The following is a 16,219-nucleotide window of genomic DNA, read 5'->3' on the forward strand; positions in this document are numbered from 1 at the left end:
TGGGATTCTACATACGTCCTAATACGTAAGAATGTAAAATTGTGAAGAAATTTCTCGAGAAACCATTTGTAACAAAAAAATGTTTAATTTTAAAACTAACAAATTATGAATTTAGAAAATTTAAATTTAGTAGAGCTTAATGCTCAAGAAGTACAAGAAGTTGATGGTGGATTCTTTGGTCCATGGTGGGTTGGCGCTGGAAGAATTAACATTATGGGAATGTATGATTTCGGCGGTTCAGGAATATCTGCATAATACTAACTAAGTTAATAGCTACAAATTTATTTTACTAAACTTGTAGCTATTTTATATATCTATAATTATGAGCTTATACTTAATATTATTGTTTTCATTATTTGATGTTTTTGTTTTAATATTTTTGGCAAAAAAATACAAAAAAAAGATATGGGATTTTTCTGGTATTTTAAAAGCTTGGAAAAAAGAGTTTGGAGAATAGATGTATTTAATTGTTCCGTTTTCAAAAGAAGTGGTATTAAAATTATTGAAGACGAAAAAAATCTATTCATAAAATATGCATTTGCGGATTCGATATATACATAAAAATAAAAAATAACCTATAAATTTATATCAATGAAAATTAAACAAACAAATCCAAATTATTATGCCAAAGTAGTAATTTCAGCTATTATCCTTTGGGCTTTCTTATATTTTGTTGCCTTTATAATAGGAAAATCTTACTATAATTTTGGACATTAATAACTCTTAAAACTACTAACTAATTATGAGAAAATTTACAAATAGATTGGCTCTTTATGCCAAAGAAAAAACCAATAATTTCATAGTATGGGTTTTATGGATATCGGTTATTTTAACTTTTATTGGTTTTCAATTGGGGAGATTTGCGTATCAAGCAAATTAATTTATAGAATCCACTAAAACACTACAACAAATAAGGTATGCCGTTATTGTTATGGCATCTTTCTATTATTTAGGATATGCTATCGGTCTTTTTTTAGAAAAATAGATAAATAATAACATTCCTTCTATTATATTCTCTTTCTTTTATTAGAAGGACAGGAAATCTATTATCCTGTTTTTACCTTTCTATTATACCAACAAACCTTCAAAATTATCATAATGAACTTTAGTTCAGATCCAATAAATACACTCGAAAATCTTATAGCAAAAAACAAAACAAAAAGCTTCTCCATTTATTTGGTACTTGTTTTGGCGATTGTAGTTTTCTTGGCATTATTACCAATAATTAAAGTAGATATTAGTAGCCAGAGTCGTGGGATTATTCGTAGTACGACCGATAATGTACCTGTTTCAACAATTGTAAGTGGTCGTGTTACGTGGTTGTCTCTTAAAAATAATGGCATTGTACAAAAAGGGGATACACTTATAAAAATCTCCAAACAAAATCTTGAAAGCGATAAAAACACACAGGACACTTTATCTGGTTCAGTTTCGGCATTACTTAAAGACGTTACTTATTTGTTACAAAATAAAACTTCGCATTTGTCTACATCGACAGCAAGGGAAGATTTATTTAAATTTCAAGCACGCAAAAATGAATTGCAAAGCAAAGTCGCTCAATCACAGATTAATTTCAATCGAAATAAAAGCCTATATGATAAAGATATTATTGCAAAAGCCGAATTTGAAAAGTATGAATACGAATTACGCTTTGCCAACCAAGCAATAAAAAGCTATATAAGTCAACAAAAAGCAACATGGGAAAACCAAAAAAGAGATTTAGAGGAACGATTAAAAACCTTAGATGGAACGGTGGCTAAAATAAATGTAGAATCAGCTAATTATGTTGTCTTAGCTCCAATTTCGGGCACGATTGAAAGTTTTTCGGGTATTCAGATAGGCTCTTACATAAATGCTTCACAATCCATCGCATCAATTTCGGCCGCAGATCATCTTATTGTAGAAAGTAATGTTTCACCAAATGATATAGGGCTTGTAAAAATGAACCAAAAAGTAAAATTTCAATTGGATGCTTTTAATTACAATCAATGGGGTTTATTGGAAGGAAAAGTAATCGATATTGATAGAAATATTACTATGCAAGGGGAACAAGCCTTTTTTAAAGTACGTAGTGCATTAGATTCGACAACTATGCAATTACAATCCGGCTATAGAACAAATGTTTCGAAAGGAATGACATTAACAACAAGATATATTATTACACGACGAAGTCTGTTTGATTTATTATTTGACAAAATAGATGATTGGTTAAACCCTAAAACAAGTATAAATTAATATGTCATCAATAAAAATAAAACAACATGATATCAAAGATTGTGGTGCTGCTTGTCTGGCTTCTATTGGAAACCATTACAAAGTTAATTTACCTATAGCAAGAATTCGCCAATATGCAAATACCGATAAGCGAGGTACTAATGTATTGGGTATTATTGAAGCTGCCGAAAAAATGGGATTCACCGCCAAAGGAGTAAAAGGAGGTATCGATTCTTTAGATAAAATTCCGCTTCCAGCTATTGCTCATATAATTACAAAAGAACAATTACATCATTATGTGGTAATTTATAAAGTAGAATCCTCTTCTAAGCCCTCCAAAGAAGGAGGAACCATATCGGTTATGGATCCTGGTTTTGGCAAAATGGAAAGCTATACTTTCGCGGATTTTCAAAAAATCTGGTCAAGTGTATTGGTTCTTTTTGCTCCTAATGATGATTTTAAAACATATAATGAAAAAACGTCTCCTATAAAACGGTTTTGGCATTTAATACAGCCTCATAAAGTCATTTTGATTCAGGCTTTGGTTGGTGCGATATTGTTTACAGTTTTAGGATTGGCAATGTCTATTTATATCCAAAAAATAACCGATTACGTATTGGTTGATGGAAATAGAAATTTACTTAATCTATTAAGTATTTCTATGATTGTAATCATTTTACTTCAGGCTTATATTGGTTCCAAGAAGAGCATATTTGTAATGAAAACAGGGCAATTAATTGATGCCAAATTAATTCTTGGATATTATAAACATTTGCTTCATTTGCCACAACGCTTTTTTGACACTATGCAAATTGGAGAAATCACTTCCCGAATAAATGATGCTGTAAAAATACGTTCGTTTATAAATGAGGTTGCAATAGAAATGATTGTAAATGTTTTTATCGTAATCTTTTCATTTGCCTTAATGTTTACTTATTATTGGAAATTAGCTTTGGTAATTTTGCTTGTCATTCCTTTTTATGCTGTAATCTATTTTGTTTTGAATAAATTCAATAAAAAAGTAGAACGGAATATCATGGAAAATGCCGCCGAACTGCAAACGCAATTAGTTGAAAGTATTACACATGTTAGAACCGTAAAAGAATTTGGAATCGAAGAATTTTCAAACCTAAAAACCGAAAACAAGTTTGTGAAATTATTATTTACAACTTATAAATCAGGTTTAAATGGGATTTTTACAACGACTTCTACTCAATTTTTAGCTTCGGGATTCACTGTTGTTTTAATGTGGATAGGTTCTGGATATGTAATCGACAGAGCAATTACTCCAGGAGAATTATTTTCCTTTTATGCATTAATCGGTTATTTCACTTCTCCAGTTGCCTCCTTGATTGGAATGAACAAAACAGCACAAAATGCATTAATTGCTGCCGACAGACTTTTTGAAATAATGGATCTGGAACGTGAAGAAACAGAAAACAAAATTGAGCTACAAAAGGAAAACGTAGGGAATATAAAATTCGAAAATGTTTCTTTTCGTTATGGATCACGAGTCGAAGTTTTTAAAAATTTTAATGCCACATTCAAAAAAAATGAAACAACTGCAATTGTTGGTGAAAGCGGAAGTGGTAAAACTACATTAATCTCATTACTGCAAAACTTATATCCAATAAAAGAAGGGAAAATTTACATTGGAGAATATGATACGCAATTTATCCACTACGAAAGTCTAAGAAAATTTGTTGGCGTGATTCCACAACAACTCAATTTGTTTTCGGGTAATATTATCGAAAATATTGCTTTGGGTGATTCTTTTCCTAATATTCAGCGTATTTTAGATTTATCGAAACAACTTGGAATAACAGAATTTGTAGAGAAATTGCCAAATGGTTTTGAGACACAAATTGGAGAAAATGGTACTATGCTTTCTGGCGGGCAAAAACAACGAATTGCAATAGCAAGGGCGCTATATAAGAATCCTGAAATTTTATTAATGGATGAAGCAACATCCTCATTAGATACTAACTCCGAAAGGATAGTAAAAGATGTTATTGATAATTTTAAATCACAGGGCAAAACCGTAATTGTTATTGCGCACCGATTAAGTACAATTGCAAATGCAAATACTATTTTGGTAATGAAAAATGGTGCTATTATCGAATCTGGAAATCATACAAGTCTATTAGAGCAAAAAGGGGAGTATTATGATTTATGGAACAAGCAGGGATTATTATAATGTTTTAAATACCTGCAATAAATGATTTGGTTGGAGAAAAAAACTATAGAGATTTATTTTATTAAAAATATCAACTGATTAAGTTTGTTTTATAAGTAAATTCGTAATTTACCTTAATATTTTAAACAAAACACCTAAAATTAAAAATTTAAAATTGGCTTTTATAATGGTTTTGGTAAGTTGTAGCTCACATAAAAAAAGTAGTACTGAAATGGAAATTGTTAAAAATGAATTAGAAAAAATTCGAATAATCGACCAGTACTGCGCTACCAATGGAAGACCACCGGATAAATTTAAAGACTATCCAATTGAAAAATGGAATAATTTTAAAGATAGTGTTTATCAAAAAAATCAACAAAAAATAGAAGCATATTTAGATAAATATGGCTATTTAGGATTTAATGAAATTGGAGAACATAGTTCGAATATTCTACGGTTGGTTGCACAACACTCTGATAAGAATATTAATTTTCAAAAAAGAATTTTAACCGAATTAAAAGTTCAGGTTGATAAAAAAAATGCAAAAGCCAGTAATTATGCCTATCTATATGATAGAGTAAAAATCAATAGTAATCAAATGCAATATTATGCTACTCAGGTAGAGTACAATAAACTTGGTCAAGCTATTCCAAAAAAATTAGAGGATAGTATTAATATAGATGCCCGCAGAATAGAATATTCATTAATGCCGTTGAAAAAATATCTGAATTTGTTAACAAAGAATCATTTTGAAATGAACAAAGATTATTTTTTAAAGCGAGGTATTACCGAACCAAAATTGTACAAATAAAAAAAACAAACTCATAAAAGTTGAAAAAAAGTCAAGCCAAATTAAATTTTATAAAATTTCATTTCTCCATAGCCTGTTTTTTATTACTGGTTGGATGTAAAACAATGAATCGAGAATGTGACAAAAGATTTTAAATTAATAGAAAGATTATTATATCAATTTAGAGATATGTTTAAAACATAAAATTCCATTGTAGTAATAAAGTTGGCATTATGACATACAATACCTTATACTATTTTTTTGGATTTACCAAGGAACAGCTACTTCTCTGTTTATTAAAATTTAGTTTAAAAATCAAAGAAATTTGCACAGCTTTTCCAAGAGTTCTTTGAAAGCAAGGACTGCTATTACTGATTTTTTTGCTGAATTATCTCCAATTGTAATTCTTTTTCAATGCTTTAGAAATAGAAAATAGGATATCATTAATTTAGAAACACTACCTTAACAATTAAATAATTATATTTTCTTAGTAACGGAGTTTATATTAGTAAATGTTTTTATAAATTTGCTATCTTTTACTTAGTAGTATCTGCTTCGTCGTATTTTAGATTTGGTTACCAACCACTTTTTCATTTAGTCATTTACACATTAACAACCATGAAGTCCTTTTGCTTTATAATTAATATAAAAGACAATAAATTACTCTAGAGAAGTCTACTTCCACAATCTTAAATGAAACTATTTTTACAACACAAACTTCTGATTTTTATACTAATAAAATAAAAACTGCCTTACAGTCTTTCTTCAAAAATAATTACATTATAACTACAATTAAATCCAATGCTTAAAAAAAACAAATCCCAAATTCTAATTTTTATTCTTTTAAATTTATTTTTTTCCATTAATTCATTTTCTCAAAAAAATTTCTATGCTGGAATTGAAATCGGGCGTAGAACAATAAAAGTCACAGTTCTAGACGTAAACAACATCAAGAAAGCAGATTATAAGATTGCCTATTACGCGAATGAAGAAGGTTTTAGTTTTGCCAAAAACATTACTTCTTATGGTGAACTTACACAAGAGGACATTACCAAAACTGGTATTATAGTTTTTGATCAATTGAAGAAAATAAGAACGGAATTTAAAATTCCCGAAGAAAATATCTTTATAGTAGCTTCTTCTGTTTTTGCAACTGCTCGTAACATTGATGTTTTAAAAAATAAAATCAACTCTGTAACCAACAAAAATCTCGATATTATAAATGTTGAAGATGAAGCTAAAATGTTAGTTAAAGGATCTATACCGCCTGTTGATTATTCTAATGCTCTATTGCTTGATATTGGAGCTGCAAGTACTAAAGGTGGATACATTGATGAACTTGATGATAACAGATTAGAGTTTATACCTTTGGAGCTTAATTTCGGAACAATGACACTTACTGATGCAGTAAAAAAAACTGTTTCAAATCAAAACCAAGCTAGCGATATGTCTGTATATCAAGAAAAATCTTTTGATTATAATCCAGTTTTACGTAAGAAGATAAAAGAAATGCTTGATAGAAATCCTCTTTCATTAAAAAAAGAAAAAATCTATTTATCTGGCGGTGCTGTCTGGGCGTTTGCAACTCTATATTATAATGAAAATACTAAGGACCATTTTGTTCCTTTAAGTATGGAAGACATTCTTAATTACGATGCAATCCTAAAGAATAATTTCGGAAAGTTTAATAGCCTTTCGAAAAATAATAAAGAGGCAGCTAGAGTTTTGAAAATATATGACCAGCAATACCTTATTTCGGCAAATAACATACTAGTTACTTACTTGGAAAGTATTCCAAATTTAGAGAAGAAGAAAGTATACTTTGTAAAGGAAGGACCAATATCATGGCTTGTCTCATACATTGCGGATCGTTCTAAAAAAGTAAATACTAATTTTTAAGAATTCCTCCCGTTAGGGTTACTAAAAAAAGCTTCAGAGAAATCTGAAGCTTTTTTTATGCAATAGAAAATCAGCGTATCAGGATTCTAAAAAGCAGCAATAATTTTTATTTTTTATATTTATAAATTCGATAACCTTCTTTTTGTTCAAATCCATTTACATCGTAACCTAATGCTATTATTTCATTTAAAATAATCGCCATATTCATTCCAATTGGGTCATTTAATTCATCAGAAATTAAAAGGGTTTCTTCGTTACTTTTAAAGTTTGATCGAATATAGGTTTTGGCACTTTCAATTGTTGTAATAGGCTTAATAGTTTCGTGGTTTATCATTTGCTCAGACTTTTTGGAATTACAAGATAAAATTGTTAATACTAAGAGGAGTAATGCTTTTTTTTTCATTTTAAGTTTTATTTAAGTCTCTCAAGAATTAAGGATGAAAAGTTTTTGACTCCTGCTTTCATACACTCTTCATCAACTCTAAAATTTGGAGCATGATTCATTGCAATAATTCCTTTTTCAATATTGGAACCTCCGAGAAAAAAGTAAGTGCCAGGAATTTTTTGTTGAAAATAAGTAAAATCATCATTAAAAAAAGGGAATTGTCCATAATCAGTACTTACGCAGTTTTTTCCATAAATAGTGTTAAGCGTTTTTACAGCCGTATCCGTTAATTTTTTGTTATTCATAACAGTTGGATTTTCTTGAGTAAATGAAACGGAAAGCAGTAGCTCTTTATAATCACTAGCTTCTATTACTTGTTTGATTTTAGGAATAATAGTTACTAGATTAGAGGAATTAGTTTCATACAAATAAGCTTCCAGGAAGAGTTCATTATTTTTGGAATAGATTTTAAAATTCTCGTCCATTATTAAGTAATTTTTATAAGCCGTATTGGGGTTTGCAAGTCCAATTTTCGGATCACTCATATTTTGTATTTCCCAGGGTTTACTGCCTGTTTCGGCGCGGGATAAAAGACTGTAGATTTTTTTTGTTAGTTCTTTTGCCTGCTCTTTGGTCAATTCATCTTTAAGTTTAATTTGTATTCTTCTTTGATAGGCAAACATCTCATTAGGCTTAACCAATATTTGCCCTGCTGGTAATGCAGTTACATGTAATGCATAAATTTCGTCAGGATTTATTTTGGAAAGTAATCCATTGTTAATCATGTTTTTTGCCCCAACAAATGTTTCTTCTTCAGGTTGAAAAATAAAATATACCGTTCCATGTAAAGAATTTTTATTTTTTGCGAGAACTTCAGCTATTCCGAGTGCAATCGTCATGTGTACATCATGACCACAACCATGCTGAGCGCCTTTTATCTTAGATTTAAAATCAACGTTATCAGGTAAGTCATTTGGAAGCGCATCCATTTCGGCACGCCAAGCTATTTTCTTTCCATTTTTTCCTCCCTTTAAAATTCCTATAATTCCATAACCATAAATATTTGTTTCAACTTCAAGACCTAAATCAAGTAAGTATTGCTTTAACTTCTTCTGCGTATGTATTTCATTACCTGCCAATTCTGGATTTTCATGAAAGTCTCTCCTTATATCAACTAGCTTGTTAAAAATGTTGTCGGTTTCGAGTTTTATGGATTCATGAGTTGATGCTTCCTTTGTCTTTTGTTGGCAAATTGCTTTTTGCTGGCAAACAACAAGGAATAACAAGGATAATAGAAATCGTATTTTCATGTTTAGAATTTTACCAAATATACCTAAAACTCAATCAATGATTTTAAATTTTTAAACCCAAAATTGAAATTTTATTGCATAAATATTTCTGTTTTCTATTAATTAGAAGCTATTCGCAAAGTAATATTGTATTAATTTACAAATAGCTAAATAAGAAGTTACAAGAAGTGCTATCATTATTCTATTTTTAGATTATTATTATTATTATTATCTGCATTATGATGCTAACAACTTGATGCCTGTTAAATCTGCTTTTCCATTTTTCAGGAATTCGTAGGTCATACGATCTGTTTCACAGTCAATAAAACGAACCTTTTTCAGGTTGTTGTTTTTAAAGAAAGTATTCCTAAGCGTTGAATTTTGGAACGTGACCCTGTTAAAGGAACAGTTCTCAAAATAACAATTTTCAAATGTGCCATCGAATACTATATCGTCAATCTGCATCTCAATAAAAGAAGTACGATTCCACACTGCATTTTCAATTGTGTTTTTTAAGAAAGTTCCTGATTTAAACTCCACTCCGGTAAAATTGGCTTCGGAGAAATCACAACCTTTGATGTAGCTTTTTAAGAATTCGGTTTCTTTCAATAAGCAATTCTTAAATATACTGTTGGCTAAGCCAGAACTCAGAATGTGACTATTACTTATGTCAGAATTAGAAAAATCACAACTATCAGCGTAATTGCTTTTTACAAGATTAACCCCTGTAAGATTGGTACCTGAGAAATCACAATTTTCGATATAACTTTTTGAAAATTCGGCTTCTTTTAGAGAACTGTTTTTAAATATATTGTTAACTAAGTTAGAACCCTGAATTTGGCTGTTAGAAATGTCAGAATTTGAGAAGTCACAGCTATCAATATTATTACCTTTTAAAAGAAGTTCCGATAGATCTGATCCAATAAATAAGCATTTTTGCATGTTTGAAGAACTAAATTTGTCATGCAGATTTTTCAACCCCGAAAAATCCGCGTCCACCCAGTTCCCGCGTGACATATCCCAATTAATTTCTTTCTTTTGCTTTTCAGATGGTAATTCTTCAGATTCTTTAATCAAAGATTCAACTGGTGTGATTATAGTCTCCCCAGAATGAAAACTCTCTGAGAAATAGTTAAGATCAACAACAAGGATTTCTGCAAGACGGTTTAAAGTAATAATATCCGGCATTGACTCTCCTCGTTCCCATTTCCCAACAGCCTGAGAACTGATGAATAGGCGTTGCCCTAACTGAGCTTGAGAAATATTGATTCTCTTACGCGCTTCGGCAATTTTATTGCCAATCAATTTAGTATTTAACATAGCTATCATTTTTTATTATTTTTTCGACATTACAAAGGTATCTGAATACGTTTTCAGAGCGTAAAAAAAATAAAAACTTATAGTTGTATTTGAGCTACTTATAGTTGTTATTCGGCAACTAGAAGTGGTATGCATGATATTTATTCTTTCTACAAAGCAAATACAGTGATTTTAACTTATTTGTATAAAACATTCTATTAAAATTAAACCCGTGATAAATGAAAAGTTAACAATTAGGACTTATTTTTTTCAGAAGAAGTGATTTGATTTAGATTTATTTTCTCCACAAAAAAACTAAATCGCCATATTAATATAAATTATGTTGGAGACAAATTTTATTAAAGAAAGAGCTTTTATATCATTATGACAAAAAAGACCTAATAAATAATACCCTATTCTAGTCGTTTTATGGCTTATTGTGTCTTAATCTTTGATGGTCGATTTTATATTTTTACTAAACTATCGATAGTAGTTGTTAAAATAAAAATAGAATAGATCATTTCACATTATATAATTAACCAATAAAAACTACAATATGAGTTTTCTAGCCAAATTAGAATTAAATAACTTGATTTTTAATGTTTTAGAATTTGAAATAATTTTCACCCAAAACGTCGACAATAACGGAAAGCCTGCAAATAAAAGCAAAGGCGGACAAATTAAGTTAATTGTAGAAACTACTCAAACTGATTTATTTTCGGATTGGATGGTTTCCCAAACAAACGTAAAGAATGGCAAAATCGTTTTTTATCGTAGAGACGCTATGAGCACGATGAAAGATGTAACTTTTAAAAAGGGCTATTGTATTTTTCTTCGTGAACACTTTAGGAATGAAGGTGTTACTCCCATGATTACAGAAATACTGATTACATCCAATGAAGTAAAATTAGGTAATACTCTATTTGAAAATAATTGGAAAAATTCTTAAAGAATAAGGTAATTTAAATACAAATAACATGGCACTACAAACAATAACTACAATTAAGATTGGAGAAACGATAATTAAAAATTTTAGTGATTTAAAGATTATTCAGGAAATTCATAACCATCATACATTTTCACTTAAAGTTAGACAAGATGTGCTGGTTGAAGAATTTAAGAGTGTAATGCCAGTTTCTAAAAAACTAATAAGCGAGGAAATAAGCATAGAAATAAAAGCGATTCCAGATCTTAGTGATCTTATGATCATTACAAATCCACAAGACTATATCATGCAATTTTATGGGATAGTTACTAAAGTCAAAATGCAAAAATCTACTGTGAACGATGTTGAAGAAATGATATTGATTAAAGGCTATAGTAGTTCTATTATAATGGATAGTGGTGCTGAATCGGACTCATTTAAAAAAATGACTCTTGCAGATATCGTAAACAAAGTAAAATCTGATTATGAAATCGATATGGAAGTATTTCCTTATTATAAAGATAATCTTCCCTATACGGTTCAATATAATGAAAGTGATTTTAATTTTCTTAACCGTTTGGCAATGCGCTATGGACAATGGTTTTATTATAACGGACGCATAATGGTTTTTGGTAGTCCAGGAGGATCAGGAGGAACACCTAAACTTGCCTATGGTATCAATATGAAAGATTTTAGATATGATATAAAATTAACTCCTACCTTATTTAAAACTATTGAAAATGATAACAGAAAAGGAGAACACTTTATAGACAAAACGGCAAACTACGGAAAAGAAGCCGATGGATTCCATTTGGATTTTATAGACAAGTCTAATCAGGTTTTTAATAAAGAAACTGTAATACAACTGAATCAAAATGGTGTAGGGGGAAATGGACGCAGTGCTTCTGAAGAATATACCAAGAACAAAATGCGATCTGCTGTTAGTGGGATGATGCAAATAAAGGCTTCTTGTGAAGTGCCGGGTATTACTTTAGGGAATAATGTAATGATAAGTGGCGTTGATCCACAATTGGAAAGCAGTTACCGAGTAACAAAAATTATCCATATGTGTGATGATGGCGGTGAGTATGAAAATCATTTTACTGCTGTAAACTATAATGGCGCAGTATTTTCACCAAGAACCAATCCCGATTTAATACCGCGTTGCGAGAGCCAATCGGCTATAGTAATGGCCAATAATGACCCCGATGGACTAAGTGGTGTAACTGTACAAATGCCGTGGCAAGAAGGTAAGGGCCAAACAACACCATTTATACCAATGATACAGCCTCATGGAGGTAGCGGTAAAGGTTCACACTGGATTCCCGAAGTAGGGGAGAAAGTTTTTGTAGATTTTCAGGCTGGAAATGCTGAGATGCCAATAGTAGTAGGAACAATTTCCAACAAGAACGAAAAAAGTAATTATGCAACACCCAATAACGATATAAAAGGCAGCAGAACCCGAAGCGGTATCGAAAATATAAGTAATGATGCCGAAGGAAGCTGGAAACAAAGTACACCCGATGGAAACTCCTTATTAATGGACGGAAAAGGGGACGCTATTCTTAATGCTGTTGTTGATGCAACTATTAATGTAGGAGCCAAAAAAGATGCACCACCTCAAGCAATGCTTAAAATGGATAATGATGGTATAATTGTTCTTGATGGTAAAACAAGTATTACCCTAAAAGTTGGTGAGAGTAGTATTTTTATTACAAAAGAAAAGATTACTCTTTCAAGCACTATTATTGAAGTAAAAGGCTCAGGAACGGCAAAAGCTGTCTTTAATGGAACAACCGTTATAACAGGTTCTGAGATAGATATGAATTAAACAATAAACCGAAGAAATACAATGATACTTGAAACATACAAAGTAATAGCCGAGGAAAAGTTAGTAGAGCTGGCAGCAAAATTTAATATAACACCCGAGGAAATTAAACGATTAAACCCCAATACTCGTTTCTTTAAAGCCTTTTTTGGCCCTGAATATGTTGCTGCACTACAAGACATACAAGTTCCTGTTAGAGAAATAGTAATTAAAGAGCTAAAAAAAGAAGAAAGAGAAGAAGTTGACACGGAATTTATAAAGAGTCTAAGATTCGATCAGGAAGCAAGATATAGATGTGAGCAAACTGTGATTACAAAAATAAATGGCATTCTTAATAACCATGCAGATACCAAAAGAGAATTTATTGTAAAAAAGCAAAACACAGAAAAAGGGTTATTTGTAAGCGTAAAAATGGTTGATAATATAATCGAGGCCTATCAAAAACCGCTGGAAGAAGCTATTAAACTGGTGTGTGAAATTGATAAAGTAAAATGTGATGTTATCGTTTCTGTAAATAAACATACAGGGAAAATAGAGCAAGTATTAAACCATAAGCAAATTGTTGAAAAATGGATCGATCTTAAAGAAGATTTAAGAGAGCGATATGCTTTTTTAAGAGTAGAGGAATCAAAACATAAGTTTGACGAGTTTATTCTATTATCTGAAAATCAATTGCGTAAAGAAAGTAATTTGATTAATGATTTGAGTTCAAAACTTTTTTTTGATGTCTTTTTTGATCGATATTTAGTAACCAAAGATATTCTAAAACCATATATCCGAAAATACTATTCTCAATTATTTGATGGATATGAAACTTCTTTAGAATTTCGACAAGATATCCTTTCAGAATCTCCTACTACAGTAGAACTTAGGAAAATAAGCGAAATGGATAGGTCAAAATTAGATAATGACTTTTTGCAAAGAAAATATAATGAAAAATTTAAACCTATGATAAAATATCAATTTTCGAAGTTTAATTTTAGTGTTAGAGAAAGAGTTACCATAAATACAGCGGATAACTGGATAGAGCAATCGGAAATTACAATAATCGAAGAAGTAAAAAACAATATTCAAGTCTTGATTACATATAAACTAACAAAAATAGAATAATTATGGCAAATTCTTATATACCCGAAGGGACAAGTGTAATATGTACCCTCATGCAAAAAGGCCCTAACATGATAGGCATTAGCGATAGAACCTCCTATGTTATTCATACCAATAAGAAAGCGCCTTTACTTAATATGAATGATAAAAAAATAAGCGATAGTTTTAATTGTAAAAATACTTCAAAATTTTGGGGAGGACTGCAAGCCTTATGCGTAGGCATTGCAATTGGGGCACTTGTTGTAGGAGCACTTGCTGCAACAGTACTTACCGGTGGAGCAGCAGCAGTGCTTTTTGTGGCAGTAGCTGCAACATTGGGAGTAAGTATAGGAGCTGGACTTACAGGTCTTTATAAACTAGCGCATGATTGTGATGCAACCAAAGACTCACAATGGACTCTAGAACATCCTACAGTAAGAATAGAAGGAGCCAGAGCCTTGCTTAATCAATCTACACTTAATTGTCTTAAAGGAGGAAAAATAAGCATTATTATAGATCCTGCCCTAGCTATAATAGCAGCCGAACAAATTATTAATAATAATAAAAATGAAGTTAATGCACATATGGCATCGCAGCTTGTAATGGGAATTATTACAGGAGCTACAGCTGCCACGCCTGCTTCGCTCGTAATCGCCTCCCCTCTGGCTATTTACTTTTATTCTAGCGGGCAGATGGACGAGGAAGAGAGAAGGGCAAAAAATCAAGAAAATGATAGTTTAGGAAAACAAGCGGCAGATGCAACTGTAGTTCAAGGACAAGTCTCTGGAGCAGGTACAGTGGGAGGTTTTATTGATGGCGTTGACCAAGTTACCAAAATAAATCAAGCACTTAATAAAGAAATGATGGAATATGGCTCCGAAGCTGCTGCTCGAGAAGCGGCAGGAGACTTGGCAGGAGCCGCCAATGCAAGTTTGGCAAAAGATATTGCCTCCCGTTCTTACCAAACACCCTGGAAAGGAATGCTCAAAGGTTTTGGAATAGGTATTGCTGCAGGAGTAGTGAATTTTGGACTTGACCAATGGTCTAACAACTACGAAGATAAAATGCATAAATCATCCGATAAAATTAGTACGGATGTTGATGAATTTGATAATTTAAATACTATAGGAATAAATGCTCAAGCAATATGAAAAATTTAGGAATACCCTACGCCATAGGCTATATATTAGCAGGAATTATAGGACTACCATTACTATTGTACGCTGTCAATTTACTTTTTTTCCAAACTAACGATGGAGAAAAATATATGCAACAATATATCCAAAATTCAGAAGAAATAAAGCTATTTATGCCTGAATTGAAACCAAGAGATCCTAGTAGTTTAGTAATAGAACCCTACGGTTGGGAACAACATACAATTTTTTTATCAAGAAAAGGGGGGAAAATAAACATAGATTTTATTACTTTTTTCTCTGAAGAATATAAAAAATATTTTTCTATACGATTGGCTCAAGAAGTCTTTTTTGGTTATTTCCGTATGAAATTATTCAATAGGCCTATAATTATAACTGTAAACAAAGACGATATGGCAAACCCTTTGTACGGTACAAAAGAAAATCCTATCCCCGTATTTAAAGTTGTGGGAGATGGCAAACCTATTACAATTAATACATCTGATAAAAACGGAAACATTATTTATCTTAATTATGATGTAACTCAACAAATGTATGAGGATAATGTATTTTATCATCTTACCTATATTATGCCTAAAGAAGAGTTTGTAGCACGATTTGAGAAGTAATAGATAATCAGGAATAAATGCTCAAGCAATATGAAAAATTTAGGAGTTCCTTATGCAATTGGATATATTATAGCAGGAATTATAATATTGCCTTTATTGATTTTTGCAGTTGACAAAATACTTTTTAAAGGAAATAATGCTGAAAAGTATATTTATCAATATTTAGATAATTCTGAAGAATTGAAAATAAAAATTGATTTAGATGCAAAAACAAATTACACTATTGAAGATTTAAAATCAACCGCTGAAGGTAAAGATTTCACATTTGGACATGAAATATACACCGCATTTTTATCAAGAAAAGGAGGTAAAATCTATATAGATAAAATAGGTTTTTATTCAGAAGAATATCGAAAATTTTTCACTATTAGATTAACAAATATGGGAGATAATTATTATCTCCGCAACGTAATAAAAAATAAAAATGTTATAATAACTGTAAACAAGGATGACATGTCAAATCCTTTATATGGTACGAAACAGAATCCTATCCCGATTTTTAAAGTTGTGGGTGATGGAAAACCTATTACTATTAATAGCACAGATAAAAACGGATTAACTACTTA

Annotated in this window: 16 protein-coding genes; 13 read left to right on the top strand and 3 right to left on the bottom strand. The window is 30.8% G+C overall.

Annotated elements, in window-relative coordinates; translation table 11 throughout:
- The first annotated feature begins 105 nt into the window (after positions 1–105).
- The 7 genes from OIU83_RS22565 (at position 106) to OIU83_RS22595 (ending at position 7,079) form a co-directional block, all read left to right on the top strand.
- Positions 106–255 (top strand): hypothetical protein, encoded by a 150-nt coding sequence (locus tag OIU83_RS22565; RefSeq protein ID WP_264208531.1) that lies wholly within the window; start codon positions 106–108, stop codon positions 253–255.
- Between the two features lie 336 nt (positions 256–591).
- On the top strand, positions 592–717 hold the full coding sequence (locus tag OIU83_RS22570; protein ID WP_264208532.1) for a hypothetical protein: 126 nt from the start codon (positions 592–594) through the stop codon (positions 715–717).
- Between the two features lie 25 nt (positions 718–742).
- Positions 743–880 (top strand): hypothetical protein, encoded by a 138-nt coding sequence (locus OIU83_RS22575; protein WP_264208533.1) that lies wholly within the window; start codon positions 743–745, stop codon positions 878–880.
- A gap of 218 nt (positions 881–1,098) precedes the next feature.
- Positions 1,099–2,235 carry an HlyD family secretion protein gene (locus tag OIU83_RS22580; RefSeq protein WP_264208534.1) on the top strand — a complete coding sequence of 379 codons (1,137 nt, stop codon included), beginning with the start codon at positions 1,099–1,101 and terminating at the stop codon, positions 2,233–2,235.
- A gap of 1 nt (position 2,236) precedes the next feature.
- On the top strand, positions 2,237–4,411 hold the full coding sequence (locus OIU83_RS22585; protein WP_264208535.1) for a peptidase domain-containing ABC transporter: 2,175 nt from the start codon (positions 2,237–2,239) through the stop codon (positions 4,409–4,411).
- Between the two features lie 211 nt (positions 4,412–4,622).
- Complete coding sequence (locus OIU83_RS22590; protein WP_264208536.1) at positions 4,623–5,201, top strand: DUF6624 domain-containing protein; 579 nt, start codon at positions 4,623–4,625, stop codon at positions 5,199–5,201.
- 780 nt (positions 5,202–5,981) lie between these two features.
- Complete coding sequence (locus OIU83_RS22595; RefSeq protein ID WP_264208537.1) at positions 5,982–7,079, top strand: Ppx/GppA phosphatase family protein; 1,098 nt, start codon at positions 5,982–5,984, stop codon at positions 7,077–7,079.
- Positions 7,080–7,185: 106 nt separating this feature from the next.
- On the opposite strand, the gene OIU83_RS22600 is transcribed toward OIU83_RS22595, so the two are convergent.
- The 3 genes from OIU83_RS22600 to OIU83_RS22610 form a co-directional block, all read right to left on the bottom strand.
- Positions 7,186–7,482, bottom strand: coding sequence for a hypothetical protein (locus OIU83_RS22600; protein ID WP_264208538.1), 297 nt, complete (start codon positions 7,480–7,482; stop codon positions 7,186–7,188).
- Positions 7,483–7,490: 8 nt separating this feature from the next.
- Positions 7,491–8,774: a M20 metallopeptidase family protein gene (locus tag OIU83_RS22605; protein WP_264208539.1), complete on the bottom strand. Its 1,284-nt coding sequence runs from the start codon at positions 8,772–8,774 to the stop codon at positions 7,491–7,493.
- A 216-nt stretch (positions 8,775–8,990) separates the two neighbouring features.
- Positions 8,991–10,073: a pentapeptide repeat-containing protein gene (locus OIU83_RS22610; RefSeq protein WP_264208540.1), complete on the bottom strand. Its 1,083-nt coding sequence runs from the start codon at positions 10,071–10,073 to the stop codon at positions 8,991–8,993.
- 535 nt (positions 10,074–10,608) lie between these two features.
- On the opposite strand from OIU83_RS22610, the gene tssD reads away from it, so the two are divergent.
- The 6 genes from tssD to OIU83_RS22640 all read left to right on the top strand — a co-directional run.
- A complete protein-coding gene (tssD, locus tag OIU83_RS22615; protein ID WP_264208541.1) occupies positions 10,609–11,001 on the top strand; it encodes a type VI secretion system tube protein TssD in 393 nt (130 codons plus the stop codon).
- 28 nt (positions 11,002–11,029) lie between these two features.
- On the top strand, positions 11,030–12,808 hold the full coding sequence (locus tag OIU83_RS22620) for a phage baseplate assembly protein V (RefSeq protein WP_264208542.1): 1,779 nt from the start codon (positions 11,030–11,032) through the stop codon (positions 12,806–12,808).
- Between the two features lie 21 nt (positions 12,809–12,829).
- On the top strand, positions 12,830–13,915 hold the full coding sequence (locus OIU83_RS22625) for a hypothetical protein (protein WP_264208543.1): 1,086 nt from the start codon (positions 12,830–12,832) through the stop codon (positions 13,913–13,915).
- 2 nt (positions 13,916–13,917) lie between these two features.
- Complete coding sequence (locus OIU83_RS22630; RefSeq protein ID WP_264208544.1) at positions 13,918–15,042, top strand: DUF4280 domain-containing protein; 1,125 nt, start codon at positions 13,918–13,920, stop codon at positions 15,040–15,042.
- On the top strand, positions 15,039–15,653 hold the full coding sequence (locus OIU83_RS22635) for a hypothetical protein (protein ID WP_264208545.1): 615 nt from the start codon (positions 15,039–15,041) through the stop codon (positions 15,651–15,653). The genes OIU83_RS22630 and OIU83_RS22635 overlap by 4 nt, the downstream gene beginning before the upstream one ends.
- 30 nt (positions 15,654–15,683) lie before the next feature.
- Positions 15,684–16,219: hypothetical protein (locus OIU83_RS22640; RefSeq protein WP_264208546.1), on the top strand; the 536-nt coding region annotated here is incomplete at its 3' end.

Source organism: Flavobacterium shii (assembly GCF_025847235.1).
Lineage (GTDB): Bacteria > Bacteroidota > Bacteroidia > Flavobacteriales > Flavobacteriaceae > Flavobacterium > Flavobacterium shii.

Coding starts and splice junctions, on each gene's coding strand:
- OIU83_RS22565 (WP_264208531.1), top strand. CDS start 106: ATGAATTTAGAAAATTTAAATTTAGTAGAGCTTAATGCTCAAGAAGTA.
- OIU83_RS22570 (WP_264208532.1), top strand. CDS start 592: ATGAAAATTAAACAAACAAATCCAAATTATTATGCCAAAGTAGTAATT.
- OIU83_RS22575 (WP_264208533.1), top strand. CDS start 743: ATGAGAAAATTTACAAATAGATTGGCTCTTTATGCCAAAGAAAAAACC.
- OIU83_RS22580 (WP_264208534.1), top strand. CDS start 1,099: ATGAACTTTAGTTCAGATCCAATAAATACACTCGAAAATCTTATAGCA.
- OIU83_RS22585 (WP_264208535.1), top strand. CDS start 2,237: ATGTCATCAATAAAAATAAAACAACATGATATCAAAGATTGTGGTGCT.
- OIU83_RS22590 (WP_264208536.1), top strand. CDS start 4,623: ATGGAAATTGTTAAAAATGAATTAGAAAAAATTCGAATAATCGACCAG.
- OIU83_RS22595 (WP_264208537.1), top strand. CDS start 5,982: ATGCTTAAAAAAAACAAATCCCAAATTCTAATTTTTATTCTTTTAAAT.
- OIU83_RS22600 (WP_264208538.1), bottom strand. CDS start 7,482: ATGAAAAAAAAAGCATTACTCCTCTTAGTATTAACAATTTTATCTTGT.
- OIU83_RS22605 (WP_264208539.1), bottom strand. CDS start 8,774: ATGAAAATACGATTTCTATTATCCTTGTTATTCCTTGTTGTTTGCCAG.
- OIU83_RS22610 (WP_264208540.1), bottom strand. CDS start 10,073: ATGTTAAATACTAAATTGATTGGCAATAAAATTGCCGAAGCGCGTAAG.
- tssD (WP_264208541.1), top strand. CDS start 10,609: ATGAGTTTTCTAGCCAAATTAGAATTAAATAACTTGATTTTTAATGTT.
- OIU83_RS22620 (WP_264208542.1), top strand. CDS start 11,030: ATGGCACTACAAACAATAACTACAATTAAGATTGGAGAAACGATAATT.
- OIU83_RS22625 (WP_264208543.1), top strand. CDS start 12,830: ATGATACTTGAAACATACAAAGTAATAGCCGAGGAAAAGTTAGTAGAG.
- OIU83_RS22630 (WP_264208544.1), top strand. CDS start 13,918: ATGGCAAATTCTTATATACCCGAAGGGACAAGTGTAATATGTACCCTC.
- OIU83_RS22635 (WP_264208545.1), top strand. CDS start 15,039: ATGAAAAATTTAGGAATACCCTACGCCATAGGCTATATATTAGCAGGA.